The sequence below is a fragment of the Streptomyces poriferorum genome (assembly GCF_019399235.1).
Classification (GTDB): Bacteria; Actinomycetota; Actinomycetes; order Streptomycetales; family Streptomycetaceae; genus Streptomyces; species Streptomyces poriferorum.
In genome coordinates, this window is record NZ_JAELVH010000219.1 from 1 (window position 1) to 20,765 (window position 20,765).

The 20,765-nt window shown below is 71.5% G+C and carries 24 protein-coding genes; 12 read left to right on the top strand and 12 right to left on the bottom strand.

The genetic code is table 11. The features are described from left to right. Positions 1 to 1,084, bottom strand: a 1,084-nt coding sequence (locus JGS39_RS29195; RefSeq protein ID WP_219572654.1) for an ROK family protein, incomplete at its 3' end; no start/stop codon positions are given. A gap of 263 nt (positions 1,085 to 1,347) precedes the next feature. On the opposite strand from JGS39_RS29195, the gene JGS39_RS29200 reads away from it, so the two are divergent. From JGS39_RS29200 to JGS39_RS29215, 4 genes are all read left to right on the top strand, one after another. Further along, positions 1,348 to 2,472, top strand: coding sequence for an MFS transporter (locus JGS39_RS29200; RefSeq protein ID WP_308120778.1), 1,125 nt, complete (start codon positions 1,348 to 1,350; stop codon positions 2,470 to 2,472). A 109-nt stretch (positions 2,473 to 2,581) separates the two neighbouring features. Continuing rightward, entirely contained in the window at positions 2,582 to 2,953 is a 372-nt protein-coding gene (locus JGS39_RS29205) for an SCO4225 family membrane protein (protein WP_219572658.1), read from the top strand. Between the two features lie 21 nt (positions 2,954 to 2,974). After that, positions 2,975 to 3,727 carry a maleylpyruvate isomerase family mycothiol-dependent enzyme gene (locus JGS39_RS29210; protein WP_219572660.1) on the top strand — a complete coding sequence of 251 codons (753 nt, stop codon included), beginning with the start codon at positions 2,975 to 2,977 and terminating at the stop codon, positions 3,725 to 3,727. Between the two features lie 68 nt (positions 3,728 to 3,795). Continuing rightward, a complete protein-coding gene (locus JGS39_RS29215; RefSeq protein WP_219572662.1) occupies positions 3,796 to 4,110 on the top strand; it encodes a DUF6332 family protein in 315 nt (104 codons plus the stop codon). Here JGS39_RS29215 and JGS39_RS29220 read toward each other — a convergent pair. The 3 genes from JGS39_RS29220 to JGS39_RS29230 all read right to left on the bottom strand — a co-directional run bounded on the left by JGS39_RS29220 (position 4,071) and on the right by JGS39_RS29230 (position 7,549). Next, entirely contained in the window at positions 4,071 to 4,736 is a 666-nt protein-coding gene (locus JGS39_RS29220) for a response regulator transcription factor (protein WP_219572663.1), read from the bottom strand. The genes JGS39_RS29215 and JGS39_RS29220 overlap by 40 nt on opposite strands. Continuing rightward, positions 4,733 to 6,073, bottom strand: coding sequence for a sensor histidine kinase (locus JGS39_RS29225; protein ID WP_219572665.1), 1,341 nt, complete (start codon positions 6,071 to 6,073; stop codon positions 4,733 to 4,735). The genes JGS39_RS29220 and JGS39_RS29225 overlap by 4 nt, the downstream gene beginning before the upstream one ends. Positions 6,074 to 6,826: 753 nt before the next feature. Then, positions 6,827 to 7,549, bottom strand: a complete 723-nt coding sequence (locus JGS39_RS29230; RefSeq protein WP_219572667.1) for a TetR/AcrR family transcriptional regulator — start codon at positions 7,547 to 7,549, stop codon at positions 6,827 to 6,829. 127 nt (positions 7,550 to 7,676) lie between these two features. Between JGS39_RS29230 and JGS39_RS29235 the strand changes: the two genes are divergently transcribed. After that, positions 7,677 to 8,129 (top strand): nitroreductase family deazaflavin-dependent oxidoreductase, encoded by a 453-nt coding sequence (locus JGS39_RS29235; RefSeq protein WP_219572669.1) that lies wholly within the window; start codon positions 7,677 to 7,679, stop codon positions 8,127 to 8,129. A 124-nt stretch (positions 8,130 to 8,253) separates the two neighbouring features. Here the strand turns inward: JGS39_RS29235 and JGS39_RS29240 are convergent, their stop codons facing one another. Beyond that, positions 8,254 to 9,468 (bottom strand): geranylgeranyl reductase family protein, encoded by a 1,215-nt coding sequence (locus JGS39_RS29240; RefSeq protein ID WP_148015434.1) that lies wholly within the window; start codon positions 9,466 to 9,468, stop codon positions 8,254 to 8,256. Between the two features lie 184 nt (positions 9,469 to 9,652). Here JGS39_RS29240 and JGS39_RS29245 point away from each other — a divergent pair, with 184 nt between their 5' ends. Together JGS39_RS29245 and JGS39_RS29250 are read left to right on the top strand one after the other, a co-directional pair. Beyond that, positions 9,653 to 11,017: a dipeptidase gene (locus JGS39_RS29245; protein ID WP_219572671.1), complete on the top strand. Its 1,365-nt coding sequence runs from the start codon at positions 9,653 to 9,655 to the stop codon at positions 11,015 to 11,017. Positions 11,018 to 11,162: 145 nt separating this feature from the next. After that, the gene (locus tag JGS39_RS29250) at positions 11,163 to 11,873 is read left to right on the top strand and encodes an MBL fold metallo-hydrolase (RefSeq protein WP_219572673.1); all 711 of its coding nucleotides are present in this window, start codon (positions 11,163 to 11,165) and stop codon (positions 11,871 to 11,873) included. Here the strand turns inward: JGS39_RS29250 and JGS39_RS29255 are convergent. After that, positions 11,832 to 12,869, bottom strand: a complete 1,038-nt coding sequence (locus tag JGS39_RS29255) for an NUDIX hydrolase (protein ID WP_219572675.1) — start codon at positions 12,867 to 12,869, stop codon at positions 11,832 to 11,834. The two genes, JGS39_RS29250 and JGS39_RS29255, sit on opposite strands and share 42 nt — an antisense overlap. A 199-nt stretch (positions 12,870 to 13,068) precedes the next feature. Between JGS39_RS29255 and JGS39_RS29260 the strand changes: the two genes are divergently transcribed. After that, positions 13,069 to 13,245 (top strand): DUF8839 family protein, encoded by a 177-nt coding sequence (locus JGS39_RS29260; protein WP_187284892.1) that lies wholly within the window; start codon positions 13,069 to 13,071, stop codon positions 13,243 to 13,245. A gap of 56 nt (positions 13,246 to 13,301) precedes the next feature. Here JGS39_RS29260 and JGS39_RS29265 read toward each other — a convergent pair whose 3' ends face one another. Continuing rightward, positions 13,302 to 13,568: a hypothetical protein gene (locus JGS39_RS29265; protein WP_219572676.1), complete on the bottom strand. Its 267-nt coding sequence runs from the start codon at positions 13,566 to 13,568 to the stop codon at positions 13,302 to 13,304. A gap of 122 nt (positions 13,569 to 13,690) precedes the next feature. Between JGS39_RS29265 and JGS39_RS29270 the strand changes: the two genes are divergently transcribed. Together JGS39_RS29270 and JGS39_RS29275 are read left to right on the top strand one after the other, a co-directional pair. Further along, complete coding sequence (locus JGS39_RS29270) at positions 13,691 to 14,824, top strand: hypothetical protein (RefSeq protein WP_219572677.1); 1,134 nt, start codon at positions 13,691 to 13,693, stop codon at positions 14,822 to 14,824. A gap of 158 nt (positions 14,825 to 14,982) precedes the next feature. Beyond that, positions 14,983 to 15,711: a VOC family protein gene (locus JGS39_RS29275; RefSeq protein ID WP_219572678.1), complete on the top strand. Its 729-nt coding sequence runs from the start codon at positions 14,983 to 14,985 to the stop codon at positions 15,709 to 15,711. 212 nt (positions 15,712 to 15,923) lie between these two features. Here the strand turns inward: JGS39_RS29275 and JGS39_RS41160 are convergent, their stop codons facing one another. Next, positions 15,924 to 16,082, bottom strand: coding sequence for a hypothetical protein (locus JGS39_RS41160; RefSeq protein WP_236063821.1), 159 nt, complete (start codon positions 16,080 to 16,082; stop codon positions 15,924 to 15,926). Between the two features lie 311 nt (positions 16,083 to 16,393). Between JGS39_RS41160 and JGS39_RS29285 the strand changes: the two genes are divergently transcribed. Then, the gene (locus tag JGS39_RS29285; RefSeq protein WP_219572681.1) at positions 16,394 to 16,936 is read left to right on the top strand and encodes an excalibur calcium-binding domain-containing protein; all 543 of its coding nucleotides are present in this window, start codon (positions 16,394 to 16,396) and stop codon (positions 16,934 to 16,936) included. 23 nt (positions 16,937 to 16,959) lie between these two features. On the opposite strand, the gene JGS39_RS29290 is transcribed toward JGS39_RS29285, so the two are convergent. The 4 genes from JGS39_RS29290 to JGS39_RS29305 form a co-directional block, all read right to left on the bottom strand. Beyond that, on the bottom strand, positions 16,960 to 17,943 hold the full coding sequence (locus JGS39_RS29290) for a quinone oxidoreductase family protein (RefSeq protein WP_219572683.1): 984 nt from the start codon (positions 17,941 to 17,943) through the stop codon (positions 16,960 to 16,962). 78 nt (positions 17,944 to 18,021) lie between these two features. Further along, positions 18,022 to 18,429 (bottom strand): (R)-mandelonitrile lyase, encoded by a 408-nt coding sequence (locus tag JGS39_RS29295; RefSeq protein ID WP_219572684.1) that lies wholly within the window; start codon positions 18,427 to 18,429, stop codon positions 18,022 to 18,024. A gap of 59 nt (positions 18,430 to 18,488) precedes the next feature. Continuing rightward, entirely contained in the window at positions 18,489 to 19,331 is an 843-nt protein-coding gene (locus JGS39_RS29300; RefSeq protein WP_219572686.1) for an SDR family NAD(P)-dependent oxidoreductase, read from the bottom strand. A gap of 39 nt (positions 19,332 to 19,370) precedes the next feature. Then, a complete protein-coding gene (locus tag JGS39_RS29305; RefSeq protein WP_219572687.1) occupies positions 19,371 to 19,694 on the bottom strand; it encodes a carboxymuconolactone decarboxylase family protein in 324 nt (107 codons plus the stop codon). Between the two features lie 223 nt (positions 19,695 to 19,917). Between JGS39_RS29305 and JGS39_RS29310 the strand changes: the two genes are divergently transcribed. Further along, positions 19,918 to 20,765, top strand: an 848-nt coding sequence (locus JGS39_RS29310; RefSeq protein ID WP_219572689.1) for a helix-turn-helix transcriptional regulator, incomplete at its 3' end; no start/stop codon positions are given.

A 20,765-nucleotide genomic window follows, 5' to 3' on the forward strand; every position in this document is an offset into this window, starting at 1 on the left:
CGGCGACCACCGCGCGCAGCCGTTCCGGGTCGGCGTCCAGCAGGGCACGGTGCAGACCGCCGAGGATGATGCGGTCCGGGTTGAGGATGTTGACGAGTCCGGCGAGCCCGAGGCCCAGGCGGTCGATCAGCTCCTCCGCGGCGTTGCGTACCGCCGCGTCCGCGTACTCGTTGCGCAGCAGGTCCCCGGACTGCTTGAGCAGCGACTCCTCGGGGCCGGGTGCGCGGCCGGCCGCGGTGAGGAAGGCGAGCGGGTCGGTCTCGACGTCGAGGCAGCCGCGGCCGCCGCAGTGGCAGGGCCGGCCCTCGGGGTTGACGGTGAGGTGGCCGACTTCCAGGGCGAGCCCCGAACTCCCGGTGTGCAGGCGGCCGTCCAGGACGAGCGCACCGCCGACCCCGCGGTGGCCGGTGGCGACGCACAGCAGGTGCTGGGCCCCGCGTCCGGCTCCGTGGCGGTGCTCGGCGAGCGCGGCGAGGTTGACGTCGTTCCCGGTGAACGCCGGTCCGGTGATGCCCGCTTCGCGGACACATGTGGCGAAGATCTCGCGGACCGGGGCGCCGGCGGGCCAGGCGATGTGGAGCGGGTTGAGGGCGGTGCCCTCGGGCTCGGCGACAGCGGACGGCACCGCGAGGCCCGCCCCGACGCATCGCAGGCCACTGTCGCGCAGCAACCGTGCGCAGTCGTCCACGACTTCGCCGATGACCTGGGCGGGATCGGCGGTGATGGTGACGCAGCCGGGCGCGGTCGCGACGAGCCGGCCGCCGAGCCCGACCAGCGCGGCCCGGAATCCGTCCGAGTGCACCTGGGCGGCGAGGGCCACCGGCCCCGACTCGCGCACGGCCAGCCGGTGCGAGGGGCGGCCCTGCGAACCGGCGGCCGAGCCGGGGCTGGAGTCGACCCTGATCAGGCCGAGCGCCTCAAGCTCCGCGGCGACCGCGCCTGCGGTGGCACGGGTGACGCCCAGCTCGGAGGTGAGGACGGCTCGGGTGGGCGCGCGTCCGGTGTGGACCAGTTCCAACGCGGGTCCGAGCGCGCTGCGGCCCCTCTCCAACTTCGTCCGGGTGGTGGTCACCTTGCCGTTCATGGGGGCGAGTCTCCCATGATCCGGAGGTGCTGCGGACGCCGCGGCGCCCGTCTCCTCCACCGCGCCGCCCCGCTCCACGGCGTGGAGCCCGCCGCGCCCGGCACACCGCCCGGACCCGGCGGGCAACCGTCTTGCGCCCGTCGTCCGCGGGCCCCTATGCTGAGTTTGTGCCGCAACTAAACAAACTGCGGACGGCCTTGCCGGGGGGACCGGGCGGAAACACCGCCCCACCTTCATCGACACGCCTCCGTACCGCTCTGACCGTGTTCTTCGCCCTCGACGGGTTCCTCTTCGCCGGCTGGGTGGTCCGCATTCCGGCCATCAAGCAGCAGACCGGCGCCTCGGCCTCCACCCTCGGCCTCGCACTTCTCGGCGTATCCGCCGGTGCCGTGATCACCATGATGCTCACCGGCCGGCTCTGCCGCCGTTTCGGCAGCCATCCGGTGACCGTGGTCTGCGGCGTCCTGCTGCCGCTCAGCATCGCCCTGCCCGCCCAGACCCATTCGGCACTCTCGCTGGGACTGGTCCTGCTGGTGTTCGGCGCCGCGTACGGCGGCGCCAACGTGGCGATGAACAGCGCCGCGGTGGATCTGGTCGCCGCCTTGCGACGTCCCGTGATGCCGAGCTTCCACGCCGCGTTCAGCCTCGGAGGCATGATCGGGGCCGGACTGGGCGGCTTGGTCGCCGGGGGCCTCTCACCCTCCGCGCACCTGCTCTGCCTGACCGGAATCGGTCTGCTCGTCACCGCGTACTGGGGCCCGGTCCTGCTGCGGTATCCCTCGCGGAAGCCCGCCCCCACGGCGGCCGACGGCCAGGAGGCCAGCCACCGTCTGACCGGACGGGCGCGCCGGGTGGTGCTCCTGTTCGGCGTGATCGCGCTCTGCACCGCGTACGGCGAGGGTGCCCTGGCCGACTGGGGCGCCCTCCACCTGGAGCAGGACCTGCACGCGCACCCCGGGGTCGCGGCAGCCGGGTACTCGCTCTTCGCGCTCGCCATGACCGCGGGCCGGCTCACCGGCACGGCACTGCTCGAACGACTCGGACAGACCCGCACGCTGGTCGCGGGTGGCGGCACGGCGGCGGCCGGGATGCTGGTCGGCTCGCTCGCCCCGACCGCCTGGCTCGCCCTGCTCGGCTTCGCCATCACCGGACTCGGTCTGGCGAACATCTTCCCGGTGGCGGTCGGCAGGGCCGGCGAGCTGGCCGGCCCCGGCGGAGTGGCCGCGGCCTCGACGCTCGGCTACGGCGGCATGCTGCTCGGGCCGCCCTCGATCGGCTTCCTGGCGGACTGGTTCTCGCTGCCCGTGGCCCTGACGACGGTGGCGCTGCTGGCTCTGGCAGCGGCGGCGCTGGGGTACGGCGCACGCAATGCGGCAACGCGGGAGTGAGTAGGCGTACTCAGGCAGGAACGGTTCTCCCGCCGCAGGATGGAGACGTAACGACCCCTCCCGCCGACTGTCGCGGGTGGGGCCGGAAGCCATCGACGGGGAGCACGCCATGAACAAGCCGGTCCTGACCAAGCAGCACGTCCACACGCTCGCACGCCTCACGTTCGGCAACGCCGCGTCGCTGGTCTACCTGGGCGTGGTGGCGGCGACCGCGGTGTTCGTCACGGTGGACACGCTGTTCGTCGCCCACGAGGACGCGTCGTTCGCCGGTGTGTGGCTCTTCTTCCTGGCGGCGCCGACCGTCTTCGTCTTCTTCGCCGGCGGTGCGATGCTGGGCGCGGATTCGGCCGCGCCCGACTGGCTGTTCTACCTGGCGCTGGTGGTGTCCGTGCTGGTGCAGTCGCTGGCCGTGGGCTGGTTCGCCCGGAAGCTGGGCGGCGGCCGCGGCCGGGCCCGCCAGGGCCGTCCCCGGAGCGCCTGAGCCCCTGGCACAATCCCTGCCATGAAGATCGCGGAACACATACGAACCCTGGACGTCGAGGGCCGTTTGCTGGCGGACGCGGCCCAGGAGGCGGGGACCGGCGCACCCGTGCCGACCTGTCCGGGCTGGCAGGTGCGCGACCTGCTCAGACACACCGCGACGGTGCACACCTGGGCGGCCGCCTTCGTGACCGAGGGCCACACCTCGTACGTCCCCGACGCCGGGGAGCCGGACCTGGACGGCCCGGAGCTGCTCGACCGGTTCCGTGCGGGGCACCGGCTCCTGGTGGACGCGCTGGAGCGCGCACCGCAGGACCTGGAGTGCTGGGCCTTCTTCGCCGCACCGTCGCCCCTGGCCTTCTGGGCGAGGCGGCAGGCGCACGAGACGGCGATCCACCGGGTGGACGCCGAGTCCGCACGCGGCGGTCCCCTCTCCCCGGTGGCGTCGGACCACGCGGTGGACGGCGTCGACGAACTGCTGCGCGGTTTCCACGCCCGCCCGAAGAGCAGAGTGCGCACCGACGCGCCGCGCGCACTGCGGGTGCGGGCGACGGACACCGGCGCCGTGTGGACCGTACGACTCTCCACCGAGCCACCGGCCACCGTGCGCGAGGAGGGCGAACCGTCCGTACTGCCGCCCGTGGACTGCGAGTTGAGCGCCACCGCCCAGGAGCTCTACCTCACGCTCTGGAACCGGCTGCCGCTCACCACCCTCACGGTGACGGGTGATCAGGACCTCGCCCGACTGTGGCGCGACAGCTCCTCGGTCATCTGATCCCGAGCGGGCGGGCACGCGGGGTGGCGGGCTTGTCCGCCCGCGTCCGCACCTGTGACACTTCGGGCATGGAACATCGAAGCCAGGCGGAACGCGACGCCGTGACCGTCGAGATCGGCTTCGCCGTGCTGACCGGAGCACTGCTGGCGGGGGCCGCGTTCGTCGCGGTCTGCGCCCCCGCTTTCCTGATGGCCTCGGGTGGCGGCGTGGGCCCCGGGCTGCTCCTGGCCGCGACCGTCGTGGCCGGGCTGGTCTTCGTCGGCCGTGTCGTCGACGTGCTGTGGCGGTTCGGCCGCCGCGTCACGGAGCGCGAGGTCGACGGGCGTGTCCCGGTGCTGCCGGATCAGCCGAGCCAGCCAGGGCGCACCAGCCCCGACTCGTAGGCGAGAACGACGAGTTGGGCCCGGTCACGGGCGCCGAGCTTCACCATGGTCCGGCTGACATGTGTCTTGGCGGTGAGCGGGCTGACGACGAGACGGCGGGCGATCTCGTCGTTGGTGAGGCCGATGCCGACCAACGCCATCACCTCCCGCTCCCGGTCGGTCAGTTCGTTCAGGGCGGTCACCGCGGCGGGCTCCTTGGAACGAGCCGCGAACTCGGCGATCAGGCGGCGCGTGACACCCGGCGACAGCAGCGCGTCGCCGCCGACCACCGCCCGGACCGCCCGCAGCAGTTCTTCCGGTTCGGTGTCCTTGACCAGGAAACCGGAGGCTCCGGAGCGGATCGCCTCGAAGACGTACTCGTCCAGTTCGAAGGTGGTGAGCATGACCACCTTCACAGCGTCGAACTCCGGGTCCCCGGTGATGGCGCGGGTCGCCGCGAGGCCGTCGAGGCGTGGCATCCGGATGTCCATCAGCACGGCGTCCGGCCGCAGTTCACGCACCAGGCGGACGGCCTCCTCGCCGTCGGCCGCCTCGCCCGACACCTCGATGTCCGGCTGGGCGTCCAGCAGGGCCCGGAAACCCGCCCGGACCAGCAGCTGGTCATCGGCGAGCAGTACGCGAATCACGGTGTCTCCTTCTGGTGCGCCGGCCCGCCGGCCGGCAGCGGAAGTTCGGCCCGTACCCGGAACCCGCCGTCGGGCCGGGTTCCGGCCTCGATCGTGCCACCCAGGGCGGCCGCCCGCTCCCGCATTCCGGCCAGCCCGTTGCCGCTGCCACCGGCGTCCGTGCCGGTGGCGGGGCCCTCGTCGTCGATGCGGAGCGTGATGCCTCCGGGCCCGTAGCCGACCCGGACTTCCGCGGTACGCGAACCGGAGTGCCGCACCACGTTGGTCAGTGCCTCCTGCACGATCCGGAACGCTGCGAGATCCGCGCCGGGCGGTACGGAACCGCGCTCACCGTCCGTCCCGACGGTGACGGTCAGCCCGGCACTCGCGGCCTGTTCCACCAGTTCGGGAAGCCGGTCGAGTCCGGGTGCGGGAGCCCTGGGCGCGTCGCCGGGTGTGCGGAGGGTGTCCAGGACCTGTCGCACCTCGCCGAGCGCCTCCTTGCTGGCGTCCTTGATGGTGGTGAGCGCGGTGCGGGCCTGCTCGGGGTCGGTGTCGAGCAGCGCGAGCCCGACACCTGCCTGGACGTTGATGACGGAGATGCTGTGCGCGAGGACGTCATGCAGCTCACGGGCCATCCGAAGCCGCTCCTCGTCGGCCCGCCGCTTCTCCGCGCGCTCCCGCTCGGCCCGCTGCGCCGCCCACTGCTCACGGCGTACGCGGACGAACTCGGCGGCAGCGACGATGGCCACCACCCAGGCTGCGACGCCCAGTTCCTGCCCCCAGGGCGGCGCGGAGTCGTCGTCCGGCGGCAGCCAGCGGTAGAGCCAGTGCGCCACGACGAGGTGCCCCACCCACACCATCGCGACCGCCGACCACGCGGCCCGCCGGTGGCCGGCGACGACGGCGCTGAAGCAGCCGACGGCGACGGCCAGGAAGACCGGGCCGTACGGGTAGCCGGCGCCGAGATAGACCGTAGCCGCGGCCGATGCCCCGAAGACGGCCACGACGGGGTGGCGGTGCCGCAGCAGCAGGACCGCCACCGCGGCGAGGAGGAGCAGCCGGGCGAAGAGGTCGAGCGGGGCCTTGTCGTCCAGCTGGCCGCGGGCCGCGAACGCCGAGCCGGCCATGACGAAGACACCGAGCAGGATCGTGGACGCCCAGGGCAGCCGGTCGGCGGAGCGCCCCGGGGGGCCCGTCAGCCAGCGCGGCGGCTCTCCGTTGTTCCAGAAGTTCCACGGGCCCGGGGAACCGGTCCTCCGTCCACCCGGCCCGCCGCGCGCCCAGGGCGGTCGACGCGAGGGACCGCCCTGATGCCCGGGGGGCCCGCCGCCTGTCTGTGCGCGCTGCTCTTCCATGCCGGCCACGCTAGACCGCGCACCTGCGCCCCGGCGTCCGCCGGGCGTGGTGATCACCCGTACTCCCCCGGGAGTACAGCGAACGGGGCCGGACGGGGCTTCGCGGATACCACTGGCTGTTCTGTCCACGCAGGACAGGAGCGGCAAGGGAGGTGCCGCCGCGCTGTCGGCCGAGCGCGGCCGCTCGGTCGGGCCTCGGAGGATGGTCACCGCGGCCGGAATCGAGACCGCAGCCGCATTCCGGATCCGCGCCCAGTGCCAACTCGCGCAGGCGGGATCACCATCCGTCGAGACCTCACCGACCACGGCTCCGGCTACCGCTCGCGCACACGGCGCGAACCGCTGCTCGCCGCACGAACCACCCACAAGCGCACCCGCACTACCGTCCCCAGGCCAATGGCAAAGCGGAACGCTTCAACCGCACCCTCTCGACGAATGGGCGTATGCCCGGCCCCACCGGCACCGAGCGGGAATGACACGACGCCTACGACATGTCGCTACGACCACCATCGCGGCCGCACCGCGATGAAGGGCCGTCCACCAGCCAGTCGCGTCCCCACCCGGCGCGGGGCAGTGCACCTGTAACGAGCACCGAGATCCGGGTCCGCCGCCCGGCCGTCGGCCGCAAGGACCGGGACAAGTTCATATCCGGCAAGAACAAGCAGAACGCCGTGAAGGCCATGGTCTGCAGATGTAAGTACCGAGACCCCGCCCTGGCCTTCGACGTCCCACCGCTAACCCTGCACGAGCTCGTTAGCCGCGCCGGTCGAGGAGCCCGACGGTGCGGGCCAGCTCCGTCACAGCCTGGCGGAAGAAGGCCTCGCGGGCTTCCACCACGCGGTTGAACTGGCCGAAGATCTCGAAGGACAGCAGCCCGAAGAGTTGTGACCAAGCGGCGACGAGCGGTGCGGCGACCGCCGGGGGAAGCCCGGGGGCGAGGTCGGCGGCGATCCGCTCGGCCTCGGGGCGCAGCTCCGCGGTGAGCGGCGGCAGCCCGATACCCTCCTCGCGGTGCGCGTCCTCGGCTATGGCGATGAAGACGAGGCCGACCCTGGAGGCGGGGCCGATGGTGGCCTGCGGTGCGGTGTAACCGGGCACCGGAGAGCCGTAGATCAGCGCGTACTCGTGAGGGTGGGCGAGAGCCCAGTCCCGTACGGCGCACGCGACGGCGACCCAGCGGGCGAGGTGGGTGCCGGGCCGGGCGGGCGCCGCGTTCTCGGCCGCGGCGGTCCGGTGGGCACGCTCGGCGGTCTCGCCCACGGAGTCGTACGCATCGATGATCAAGGCGGTCAGCAGTTCGTCACGGCTGGGGAAGTAGCGGTAGAGCGCCGAGGACACCATGCCGAGTTCACGTGCCACGGCGCGCAGGGAGAGCTTCGCCGCCCCTTCGGCCGCGAGCTGTTTCCTCGCCTCGTCCTTGATGGCGGCGGTGACCTCGATGCGGGCCCGTTCCCTGGCTCCCCGGATAGCGCTCATGACGGCCAGTCTGCCATGAAACGGAGCACCGCCCAATTACGAGAGCAGTGCTCTTGCTTTTGAGCACATGTTCCATGCACACTGATCTCAAGCGAGAGCACTGCTCTCATAAACTGTGGGGGTCCTCATGTCGCAGCCGTACTACCTTCAGGGCAGCCCGTTCACCGTCCGGATGAACAGCCTCATCGGCTGGCTGGCACGGCACGGGGTGAGCCTGCTCGGTTCGCAGGAGCTGTCGGTTCGGGGCCGCAAGAGCGGGCAGTTGCAGCGCATCCCCGTGAACCCGCACACCCACGAGGGCGTGCAGTACCTCGTCTCCGCACGGGGGCATTCGCAGTGGGTGCGCAATATGCGGGCCGCGGGCGGCGGCGAGCTGCGGGTGGGTCGCAGGACCCGCGCCTTCACAGCGGTGGAGATCGCGGACGACGAGCAGAAAATGATCATCATCCGCGCCTACCTGGAGCGCTGGGGTTGGGAGGTCAACCAGTACTTCAAGGGCATCACGGCCAAGTCCACCGACAGTGAACTGCTGGCGGCCTGCCCCGACCACCCCGTCTTCCGGATCACCGTCGAGAGCTGATCCGGGCCTGTGCGGCGACGAGCGCCGGGCAGTGGCGGCTCACCGGATTCACCGGACTCACCTGCGCGCCCGTGCCACGGCCGGATCCATCGGATCCGGCCGTGCCCCGGTGCGGCAGCGGTCCCTAACGGTCCATCGCCGACAGCGCGCGCTGCGCCAGCGGGTGCGAACGGACCAGTTCGGCCAGCGAGGTCGTCCCGCGGGTGATGCCCGCGAACGCGTTCCACGCCGGGCGGAAGCCCGTCAGCACCGCGTGCAGCAGGCCCGGGCGACGCTCGAAGAGCTTCAGCATGCGCCTTCCCACGCTCATCTCGACGCCGAGCCCGGCCTTGATGGCGAACGCGTAGTTGAGCGCCTGGCGACGCGCGTCCACCGCGTCGTGCGACTCCGCCACCCGCACCGCCCATTCGCCGGCCAGGCGTCCCGAACGCAGCGCGAACGAGATGCCCTCACGGGTCCACGGCTCCAGCAGGCCCGCGGCATCCCCGCACACGAGCACCCGGCCGCGCGAGAGCGGCGAGTCGTCGCTGCGGCAGCGCGTCAGATGGCCGGAGGAGATCTTCGGCTCGAACCCGGCCAGGCCGAGCCGCGCGATGAAGTCCTCCAGATACCGCTTGGTGCCGCCGCCGTCACCGCGCGCCGAGATCACACCGACCGTCAGGGTGTCCCCCTTGGGGAAGACCCAGCCGTAACTCCCCGGCATGGGGCCCCAGTCGATCAGGACCCGGCCCGCCCAGTCCTCCGCGACCGTCTCCGGCACGGGGATCTCGGCCTCGAGCCCGAGGTCCACCTGGTCGAGCTTCACCCCGACGTGTGCTCCTATCCGCCCGGCGCTGCCGTCCGCGCCCACGACCGCACGCGCCAGGACGGTCTCGCCGCCGGACAGTACGACCGCGACCGTACGCCGGTCGGGCACCGCGGCACCGTGCTGCTCGACCCGGGACACCGTCGCCCCCGTGCGGAGTTCGGCACCGGCCTTCTGCGCCTCCTCGACCAGTCCCGCGTCGAACTCGGGGCGGTTGATGAGGCCGAAGAGCATGCGCCTGGAGCGGCGGGTGCGTGCCAGCCTGCCGTTCAGCGAGAACGTGACCGCGTGGATCCGGTCCCGCAACGGCAGTTCGAAACCGGGCGGCAGCGAATCGCGTGAATACCCGATGATGCCGCCGCCGCACGTCTTGTAGCGGGGCAGTTCCGCCTTCTCCAGGAGCAGTACCCGCCGGCCGGCGACCGCCGCCGCGTATGCCGCGGAGGCTCCCGCCGGTCCGGCGCCGACTACGACGACGTCCCACACGGACGACTCTTCGTGCTCATGTCCGGCGTCTGCGTTCTCGCTGCTCACGATGTGCTTCTGCTCCCGATCCGACCAGTGGCCCCAACTGCTTCCGGCATCCTACGGCGCGCTGCGGCCGGACCCTGCTGTGGGAGGATCGACCGAGCCTCCGTCGTACCCGCAATGCCGCACTCCTGGCGTCGCAGGTACCCGGATACGTACACATAACGTCGCACCTACCAGGAGCGTGCCCATGACCGCCCATCCGATTTCCGAGACCGTCGCCTCACTGATGCCCCGCGCCAAGGCGGAGCTGACCGAGCTGGTGGCCTTCCAGTCGGTGGCGGATCCCGCGGTGTTCCCGAAGAGCGAGTGCGAGGCGGCCGCCGCCTGGGTCGCCGACGCGCTGCACGCCGAGGGATTCCAGGACGTCGCCCTGCTCGACACGCCGGACGGCACCCAGTCCGTCTACGGCTTCCTGCCCGGTCCGGCCGGGGCGCCCACCGTGCTGCTCTACGCGCACTACGACGTGCAGCCGCCGCTCGACGAGTCCGCCTGGATCTCCCCGCCCTTCGAGCTGACGGAACGTGACGGGCGCTGGTTCGGCCGGGGCGCGGCCGACTGCAAGGGCGGCTTCGTCATGCACCTCCTCGCGTTGCGCGCCCTGAAGGCGAACGGCGGAGTCCCGGTCTCGGTCAAGGTGATCGCGGAGGGCTCGGAGGAGCAGGGCACCGGGGGCCTGGAGCAGTACGCGCAGGCGCACCCCGAGTTGCTCGCCGCGGACACCGTGGTCATCGGCGACACCGGGAACTTCCGCGTCGGGCTGCCGACCGTCACCTCCACGCTGCGCGGAATGACGATGCTGCGGATACAGCTCGACACCCTTGAGGGGAACCTGCACTCCGGCCAGTTCGGCGGCGCCGCACCCGACGCCCTGGCCGCGATGATCCAACTGTTGGCGTCACTGCGCGCCGAGGACGGCACGACGACCGTCGACGGTCTCACGACGGACGCGAAGTGGGACGGTCTGCAGTACCCGGAGGAGGAGTTCCGCAAGGACGCCAAGGTCCTCGACGGGGTCGAACTGATCAGCACGGGTACGGTCGCCGACCGGATCTGGGCGCGGCCCGCGGTCACGGTCATCGGGATCGACTGCCCCGCGGTGGTCGGCGCGACGCCCTCGGTGCAGGCGAGCGCGCGGGCGCAGATCAGTCTGCGGGTTCCGCCGGGCATGGACGCCGGTGAGGCGACGAAGCTGCTGACCGCACACCTGCGGGCCCACGCCCCGTGGGGGGCGAGGGTGTCGGTCGAGCAGGTCGGCCAGGGACAGCCGTTCCGCGCGGACATCACAAGCCCGGCTTACACCGCGATGGCCGACGCCATGCGGATCGCGTACCCCGGCCAGGAGATGCAGTCCTCGGGCATGGGCGGCTCGATCCCGCTCTGCAACGCGCTGTCGGAGCTGTATCCGGAGGCGGAGATCCTGCTGATCGGGCTGAGCGAGCCCGAGGCACAGATCCACGCGGTGAACGAGAGCGTGTCCCCCGAGGAGCTGGAGCGGCTCTCGGTCGCCGAGGCGCTGTTCCTGCAGAACTACGCCGCCTCCAAGAAGGCCTGAACCGCCCGGTGGCGGCCTGCCGGAACGGGTGGGGCCCGTTCCGGCAGGCCGCCACGGGCGAAGGAGAGCCCGCTACGCGCTGAGCGAAGCTCGCCCAGAGCGTAGATCCGCGCGGCAGGCGCCCGCTCCTGCGTACGTTCGGGGCATGGACGTCGTCGAGGTGCTTCCCCAGTTGCATATGTTCCGGTTCCCGATCGGCCAGGCGTACCTCTGGCGCGACGGAACGGAACTGACCCTGATCGACGCGGGTGACGTGAACGCGGCATCCGCTATCGAGGACGCAGTGCGCGGGCTCGGGCACGACCCCGCCCGGATCGCCCGGATCGTGATCACCCACGGCCATCGCGACCACTTCGGCGCGGCCCAGGAGCTCGCCGACCGCCACGGCTCCGAGATCCTGGCCCACCGGCTCGACGCCCCGGTGATCCGGGGCGAGGAGGAGGTCGGTGATCCGGTCCTGCTCGACTGGGAACGCCCGCTGTACGAGAACGGACTGACCGTGCCCGTGGGTCCGCCGACCCGGGTGGACACCGAGCTGTCCGACGGCGCGGTACTGCCGTTCGGCGGTGGGGCACGCGTGGTCCACTCCCCCGGTCACACCCCGGGGGCCATCGGCATCCATCTGCCCCGCCACCGGGTGCTGTTCACGGGTGACTGTGTCGCCGAGGCGGGGCAGGTGATGCTGGGCGTGTTCAATATCGACCGCGAGCAGGCCATGGCCTCGTTCCGGCGGCTGGCCGCGCTGGAGGCGACCACGGTCTGCTTCGGTCACGGCGAGCCCCTTACGAAGGACGCCGTCGCGGTCATGCGCACCTCAGCCGACCGGGACTCCGGCCTCCAGGTTGAGCACGGCTGAGCGCTCGCGGGCGCGCAGTGCCCAGCGCAGCCGTTCGAACCGGGTGGGGGGCAGCAAGGTGGCCGCCTCCTCCTCGGTGACGAACCGCCAGCCACGCAGTTCGGAGCCGGGAAGCAGCAGCCGCTGGGCTTCGGCGCTCAGCAGCGTGCCGCCGTCGAAGAGCAGCCGCAGTCCTCCGTAGCCGGGCGGCCGGGGCGCCTCCCAGTCGACGACGAGAAGCTTGGGCGTCTGTGCGAGGTGAATCCCTATCTCCTCGGCCACCTCTCTGATCCCGGCCTGCGCCGGTGCCTCGCCCGCCTCCACCACGCCCCCGGGGAACTCCCAGCCGGGCTTGTACGTGGGGTCGACGAGCAGCACCCGGTCGTGTTCGTCGAAGAGCAGTACGCCGGCCGCGACGGTCTCCGCCGTGGGGTCGGGTGTCTGGACGATCTCGCAGGCCGGGGCCGCTCCGGTGCGCACGGCCTCGGCGATGTGCTCGGCCGTCTCATGGGGTGTCAGTGCGCTGTTGTCGATGGTGTGGGCGTCCCGCGTGATCCAGTCGAGCGCCGAACGGTAGGTCTCGATGCGGTCGTACGCCCACTGACCGGTCCCGTCTGTATTCACCGGGTCGTCGGGGAACTCCGCCCGGTGGGCGATCCGTTGCCGCAGGATCGTTTCCTCAGGTGAGAGCAGCACATGACGCACTGCGATGCGTCTGGAGGCGAGCCCTCCGAATATCTCGTCGCGATACTCCTGTCGCAGCAGCGTCATCGGCACCACCAGCACCCCACCGACCTCGGCGAGCAGCGCTGCCGCTGTGTCCACCACCAGACGCCGCCAGATCGGCAGGTCCTGGAAGTCGCTCACTTCGGCGAACTTCTTCTGCGGCAGCAGGGATCCCAGCCCCGTGCCGGTCAGTTCCGGATCGTAGAAGGTGCTGTTCGGGATCAGATCGATCAGTTCACGCGCGGCGCTGGTCTTGCCCGCGCCGAACGCACCGTTGATCCAGACGATCACGGTTCCCCCTCTTCCCTAGCCCCCAGTGGCTTGCCCGCAACACCCTGCCGTGAAAACACGACTGTGGCGATGACGATGCTCGAACGCAACAGTGCGGGCCGGCCGCAGTCGTCGTTACGGCCGGGCGCCGTCCGGCCGTAACGACGGCGACGGGACCGTCGTTGGAGCGGTCAGCAGAACGAACGACAGGGGGCGGACCGTGCGTCGCACCGTACTTGAGCAGTTTCCCGCCGGGGGCCCGCGGGGCAGCTGGCCCGCGGAGGAGTTCGCCGCGGCCCGTCGCGGCGAGGGCGTGGCGGCGGAGGTCGTTATGGACCTGGAACAGGACGCGTTCCTGGTGGTCGTGCCGCAGCAGTCCTCGGACCGGGGGCGCTGACGTCCGCCCGGCCGGCGCTGGATGGCCGGTATTGGCCCGTGGGCCGCCCGATGGCCCTAAGGAGTGTCGCCCCGCCAGTCCCATTTGTTCGGATCCGCCGCGCGCGGCCCGTACTCGGCCCGGCCGCCCGCCCCGTAGGCACCGATCTCGGTGATCAGGGCGGAGCCGTCCGCCAATGCCACCTTCGTCCAGCCGGTCACGTCCAGCAGCAGTCCGTCGAGCGGGCCGCCCACCAGTTCCCGGTAGACCCGCCCCGGCCGGGGACCCGGATCCGGGTCGTCGTGATCGGCGCCGTACACCCGTCGCCGCATGATCTCGTCCATACCCGCAGGATCGCACCGACCACTGACAACGTGCTCGGCCTATGGGCCGGTGTGACTCGATCGGAGGCACGTACGCCTGCCCGGACCTTGATCCTTCGAAGCCGTGCCGGTTGAATCAGCCGGTGACCGAAAGCGATGCGGCCCAGGACCCGTGGGCGGCGCTTACCGATGGTTCCGAGCCGTCCGAGCGTACGGCCCAGCAGTGGTTGCACGGTCTGGGCTTCAACCGGGCCGCTCCGGCGGAGGTACTCGTCAGCCTGTTCGACGCGGGTGAGAGCCCCTTCGTGTACTTCCTGTACCGCGACGACCTCCCTGCCGGTGTCCTGGACGCGGCGATCGTCCACCCCGACCGGAACATCCGTGCCTTGGCAGCCGAATCGGGGCGCCTCTCATCCGCCCAGTGGGGTCGCCTCCTCGCCGCCACTCCGGCTTCGGCCCGTCGCGACGTACTTGCGGAGCTGGCAGCGGAACAGATCGCGTTCCGGGCGTCGGGGTCACGGATCGGCGTCAGTCAGGCGCCGGATCGCACGTCCCGGCCGCCTTCGAGCCCGGCCGAGATCGAGGCGATGGCGGCAGCCGTCCGCGACATCGACACCAATGACCGCTCGTACGCGGTGTGGTGGATCGCGGCCCTCCACGCCGACGCGGACGCGATGCGCCAACTCGCGGTTTCGCCGAACCTGTGGATCCGCCGCAGTGTGGCCCGCTCCCCGCGTCTTCCTTCGGACGTGGTGAACCTCCTCGCTCACGACGAGGACCGGATCGTACGGCTCTTCCTCACCGAGTCCTGCGAGGACGCTCCTGCGGACCTGCTCCTGGAGGTGTGGCGCTGGTGGCCCGGAAGCCTCTCCTTTCCCGGGCGCCCGCGCAATCACCCCAACTTCCCCCGCCACGCGCTGCTCCGCTTCGCCGACGATCCGGAGCCGCGGATGCGTCTTCTCGCGCTCGACGACCCCGCGTCGGACACGGTCCTCGTCGAACGATTCAGCCATGATCCCGATGCCCGGGTGCGCGGCAGCGCCGCCGCTGATCACCGGCTGTCTCCCGAATCCGCCGTCAGGCTGGCCTGCGATGCCGACGAGACCGTGCGCTGGACGGCCTGGTGCAATCCAGTTCTGCCGCCGGCGTTCCTGGTCTCCCTAATTCTGGACGAGCACAGCGCACAGTACGCCGCCCGGAACCCTGCGATCCCGGCGGCAGTCATGCACCGCATGGTCGCCCTGGCCGCCGCGTCCTCCCGCGCCGAAGGCGTCTGACCCGGGTGGCCGGCTACGGCTGTCATCGCGCGGAGCGGGAGCCAGGCTTCGCCGCGCCGGAAACCCGGATGCGGGCGCTGCGCGGTCACTCCTAGGATGCGCCCGCGGGAAGGCCGAGGCCCCGTAGCGTCCATCAGCGAAGCGGAGATAACCGGGAAATGACCAGCCAACTGTTCGCGATCTGCTTCAATTCGCCCCGGCCGTCCGGCCTGGCACGGTTCTGGTCCGGGGTTCTGGGCTGGGAGTTGGCCGCCGGTCCGGATGACGGGGTCGCGGTCCTGCACCCTGATCCCGCCGGGTTCCGCATCCGCTTCCTGCCGGGCCAGGAGCCGAAGACCGGCCAGAACCGGGCTCACTTCGACCTGACGAGTGCCTCCCCGGAGGATCAACGGCAGACGGTGGACCGGGCGCTGGGACTCGGCGGCAAGCACATCGATGTGGGGCAGCTCCCGGAAGACGGGCATGTGGTGCTCGCCGATCCGGACGGCAACGAGTTCTGCGTGATCGAGGCCGGCAACAAGTTCCTCGCCGGCACCGGTGTCATCGGCGCGCTGGCCTGCGACGGAACCCAGGAGGTCGGCTACTTCTGGAGCAAGGCCCTGCGGTGGCCGCTGGTCTGGGACCAGGACCAGGAGACCGCGATCCAGTCACCGCACGGCGGCACGAAGCTCACCTGGGGTGGCCCGCCGGTAGCGCCGAAGACGGGGACGAACAGGCTGTACTTCGAGCTGGCGCTTCCCGCCGACGCCGACAGGGATGCGGAGATCGGCCGCCTGGTCTCACTCGGCGCGACGCTCGCCGAAACCGGCGAGGGCGAAGACGAAGACGGCCGGGTACTGATGCTCGACCCCGACGGCAACGAGTTCACCGTACGGAGGCCTTGCTAGTGCCGCGGCGGGCAACGTTTGCCCGTGAAGGAGCGGCGTCCGGTGCGTGCTCCCGGCGTGCCGGCCGGAAGTCCTCGTACGGGACGTACTCGGGCTTTCGACCGGTGCGGCGAGAGTGCGTGCCGGGCGTCGCGACGGGGCAAACGTGCCTGCCACGGCACGGGCGGAGGCTGCTGCCGCACGGGCGTTCGCCCCGAATCGCGCGGTCTCCCTCAGCCGTCCGCCACGTACCGGCTGAGCCGGTACGTGGTCGGCTGCGTCAGGCGCCCGCACAGCGTGTCGATCCGGATCGTCGCCTCGTCGACCCGCGCCTGCCGCAGGCTGCGCAACTGAGCGCGAAGCTCCCCCTGGTCCCGGGTCTCGAAGACCACTTCCCACCGCCCCAGCTCCGGCGCCGTGCGAGCGGCGATCCGCTGCCTCTCGGCTTCCTGCCGCCGCCTCCTCCTACCCTGTCCCGGCACCGGTCCAGAATCGCAGGCCGGTGCCGGCGGCAGCAAGAGAGCCGGAGCGAGAACGAGCACACGTCCCCGCGAGGTGGCGGCCCGGAACGACGGCACACAGAAGACAACCTTCACTTCACCCCCACACCTTGGTCACAACTTCGTCACCACCGGAACATCGCCCTCCCCCGCCGCACGCGGCACGGCTAGCGTCACCTCTCCACGCACTCTCAGGGGGACGTATGTCGCACAACCCGCCGTCCAGCCCGCCGCCATGGGGTCAGCCGCCACGGCCCGCCGGCCCCGGCCCGTTCACGGGTCCGACGGCGCCCGCGGGCGGCCGACCCGGCTGGACCAGGAAGCGGATCGTCATCCCCGCGGCGATCGTCCTGTTCGTCATAGGCGTCGGGATCGGCGCGGCGGACGACGGCACCAAGTCCGAGAAGGCCGTCACCGCCACGGCCACCGCGGCCCCCACGGTGACTGTCACAGCGACAGCGACAGCAACGGCCGAACCCGGGCCCGCGGTCACGGAGACCGTCACGGCCAAGGCCGAGCCGGTACCCACGGTCACGAAGACGGTAACGGTCAAGGTGACCGCCGCAGCCCGTTCCGGCACCTCCGGCGGCTCCGGCGGCTCCGAGTCGGACGACGACAGCGGCGCAGCGACGTACTACGCCAACTGTTCAGCCGTCCGGGCCGCCGGTGCCGCGCCCATTCGCGCGGGGGACCCCGGATACGGGTCGCACCTCGACCGCGACGGTGACGGCGTCGCCTGCGAATAGGACCGGCCGGGTGCCGGCGGGGCTCACGGCACGATCAGAACGATCTTTCCGTGGGCCCGGTGACTGCGCATTCGGTTCGCGGCCTCGTGGGCCCGGTCGAATGCGTGGACACTGTCGACGAACGGTCGGATGCGGTGGTCCGCGACGGCGGGCATCACCTCTTCGACCGCGGCGGCGACGACGTGTCCGAGGGCTTCGGGCCGACTGAAACCGAAGGAGACACCGCGTACGTGGAGGTGCCGGTAGGACAGGGCGTCCAGGTCGATGGTGGCCTGCGGCCCGTCCAGGCGGCCGATGTTCACGATGTGGCCGTCCACGCGCGTGGCGGGCAGGCAGTCGGCGAAGGTCTGCCCGCCGACGTGGTCCAGGACCACGTCGGCGCCTTCGCCACCGGTGGCATCCAGGACCGCCTGCGTCAGGTCCTGGCCGTCCGTGACGACGACCGAGTCGGCTCCGGACTGTCTCAGAAGGGCTTCCTTGGTCTTTGACCGGGTGGTGCCGATGACGTGTGCGGCTCCCGTCGCCTTCGCCATCTGGACGCCGATCAGCCCGATGCTGGACGTGGCGCCCGTGATCAGGACGCTCTGACCGCTGCGGAAGCGGGCGCGGGTGAGCGCTCCGTGTTCGGTGAGCAGGCCGGTGGGCAGGGCGCTCGCCTCGTCGTACCCGAGGCTTTCGGGGATCGGCATGACGTGTTGGTGGCCGGCCAGGACGTACTGGGCGAAGGCACCCATGGTGATGCCCATGACGCGGTCCCCGATGTGGACGCTGTCGGCACCGGGGCCGGTCGCGGCGATGTCACCGGCGAACTCGTAGCCGGCCAGGTACTCCCGCCGGCGGCCGGTGCCCGAAGCGGAACTGTCCAACTGCTGCACGTCGGCGTTGTTGAGGGACACGGCGCGGGCACGCACCAGGACCTGGCCGGGGCCGGGTTCCGGCACGGGGACCACGCGGGACTGCCACTGGGGTGACGTACCGCCGAAGAGCGCGGTCATCATCACTGTCATGTCTCGTCCTCCGGATAGGGGCGGCCCGCCCCTTTCCCAGGTGATCGTGGCGTGGGAGAGGGCGGGGGGCCGGGTTGGTCAGTTGTTGGCAAGAGCCGTTGCGTACTGCTCGTCGGTGACGGGCTCCAGCCAGGTGGTGCCGTCGCCGTTGCCGTCGCCGACCACCAGGGCGATGTGGGCCATGAGGTGGGAGTCGGTCGCGCCGTGCCAGTGCTCCTCCCCGGCCGGGCACTTGAGGATCTCGCCGGCGCTGACGCGCGCGACGCTGCCGTCACGGGTGCCGACCAGGCCGACGCCGTCGGTGATGTAAAGGACTTGGCCGTTGGCGTGGGAGTGCCAGTTGGTGCGCGCACCAGGGGTGAAGCGCACCAGACCGGCGGCCAGGCGGGCGGGCTCGGCCGGGCCCTCGATCATGTTGAGGTAGACGTCGCCGGTGAAGCGCGCGGCGGGGCCCGTCATGGTGGGGGTGGACGTGATGTGTTCCATGGCTCTACTCCTTGGTTGTCTGTGGTGGGTGGGAAGCCCTGGCCCGCGCGGGCGGCTGCTCAGGCGGCGGTGGCGTGGGCCAGGTCGCCGCCCAGTTCGCGCGAGGCCTCGGCCTCCGCGAGGAGGTCCTTCGCCTTGGCGACAACCGCTTCTATGGCGTCGGCGCCGGCGACGAAGCGGGCCGGGGGCTGTTCCTGGCCGGCGAGCGTCAGCAGGGCGCCGGCGAGCTTCGCGGGGTCACCGGCCTGCTGTCCGTTCATGGACTCCCAGACCTTCCTGGTGGCCGCGGTGCGCTCGGCATAGTCCTCGACCGACAGCTCCGCCCAGGTGGTGGAGGTGTCCACCAGCAGTTCGGTGCGGAAGAAGCCCGGCTCGACTACCGTCGTACGGATGCCGAACGGCTCCACATCATGGCGAAGGGACTCCATGAATCCCTCGACGCCGAACTTCGCGGCCGCGTAGGCGACGCAGAACTCCAGACCGACCACGCCGGCCAGGGACGAGATCGTGATGATGTGGCCGTCCCGCTGGGCCCTCATGACGGGCAGCACGGCACGGGTGACGTTCATCGGGCCGAACAGGTTCGTCTCGATCTGGGCGCGCATCTGCGCGGGCGAGAGCTCCTCGAAGTATCCGGCGTAGAAGTCGGCGGCGTTGTTGATCAGGACGTCGACGCGGCCGAAGCGCTCGACGGCGGCCTCCGCGGCGCGCCGGGCGGCAGCTCGGTCGGTGATGTCGAGCGGGGTGGCGAGCAGATTGTCCTGCTCGCCGCCGAGGGCGTCCAGGACGCGCTCGGGGTCGCGGCCGGTGGCTACGACCCGGTGACCGGCGGCGAGGGCGCGCCGGGCGATGTCCGCGCCCAGACCGCGCCCGGCGCCGGTGATCAGGAATACCTTGCTCACGAGGGGATGCTCCGTTCGGGCGATGGAGGGATACGAGGGTCAGCCGGCGTTGCGTGCGTCGGCGATCGTCTTGAGCTGGTTGACCGCGGTCATGGCGTTGGGCCAGCCCGCGTAGAAGGCGAGGTGGGTGATCGCCTCGGACAGCTCCTCCACGCTCAGGCCGTTGTCCAGGGCGACGCCGAGGTGGTAGCCGAGCTGCTCGCTCCGGTAGAGCGCGGCGAGCACGCTCACGGTGACCAGGCTGCGGTCGCGCGGAGACAGCCCCGGCCGCTCCCACACCTCGGCGAAGAGGACCTCATCGGTGACCTCGACGAGCTTCGGCGCGATGGCGGCCAGCTCCTGGGGCGCGGACTGCTTCGGCATGGGAACCACTCCTCGATCTGAACGGGATGAAAGTGCACGAACCAGTCTCCGAGGGAGACGGACCCGCCGGGCGGTTTGCGCGTGGGCACCCCTTCGGGTGCCACAGGCCGTGGTCGCCGCCGACATCGAGGAAACCGCAGATCGCAGGGGCTGGGGAGGGCCTGGTGTCACAGGTACTGACAGGACCCCCCACGTGTGCGCCGTCCGGCTTAGCCTGGAATGTGTGAGTACCGAGAGCGACATCCGTGCATTCCTGGCCTCCCGCCGCGCCAAGATCACGCCCCAGCAGGCCGGACTGCCCGCCTACGGCGGCAACCGCCGCGTGCCGGGCCTGCGCCGTGAGGAAGTCGCCCTGCTCGCCGGCGTCAGCATCGACTACTACGTCCGCCTGGAACGCGGCCACATCGCCGGCGCCTCCGAAGAGGTCCTCGGCGCCCTCGCGACCGCCCTGCAACTGGACGACGCCGAACGCGCCCACCTCTACGACCTGGCGCGCGCCGCCGCCAGACGCCCCGCCCGCCGCACCAGGCGCGCCCGCGGCCCTCTACCGGACAGCGTCCTGCGCGTGCTGGAATCCATGACCGACTCACCGGCCTTCATCCGCAACGGCCGCCTGGACATCCTCGCCACCAACCCCCTGGGCCGGGCCCTGTACGCACCGCTGTACGCCGACGACGGCCCGGGGCCCGTCAACATCGCCCGCTACCAGTTCCTGCACCCCCGGGGCCGCGACTTCTTCCCCGACTGGGACGAGTCCCTGAACACCACCGTCTCCCTGCTGCGCACCGAAGCCGGACGCGCCCCCCACGACAGCGACCTCACCGGACTGATCGGTGAACTCGTCACCCGCAGCGACGAGTTCCGCACCGCATGGGCCAAGCACAACGTGCGCCTGCACCACAGCGGCCGCAAGTCCTTCCAGCACCCCGACGTCGGCAGGATCACCCTCGACTTCGACGCCATGGACCTGCCCGCCCAGCCCGGCCTCACCCTCACGGCCTACACGGCCGCCCCCGGCACCCGCGACCACGACGCCCTGAGTCTCCTCGCCGGCCGGGCCGCCGCCGAGAG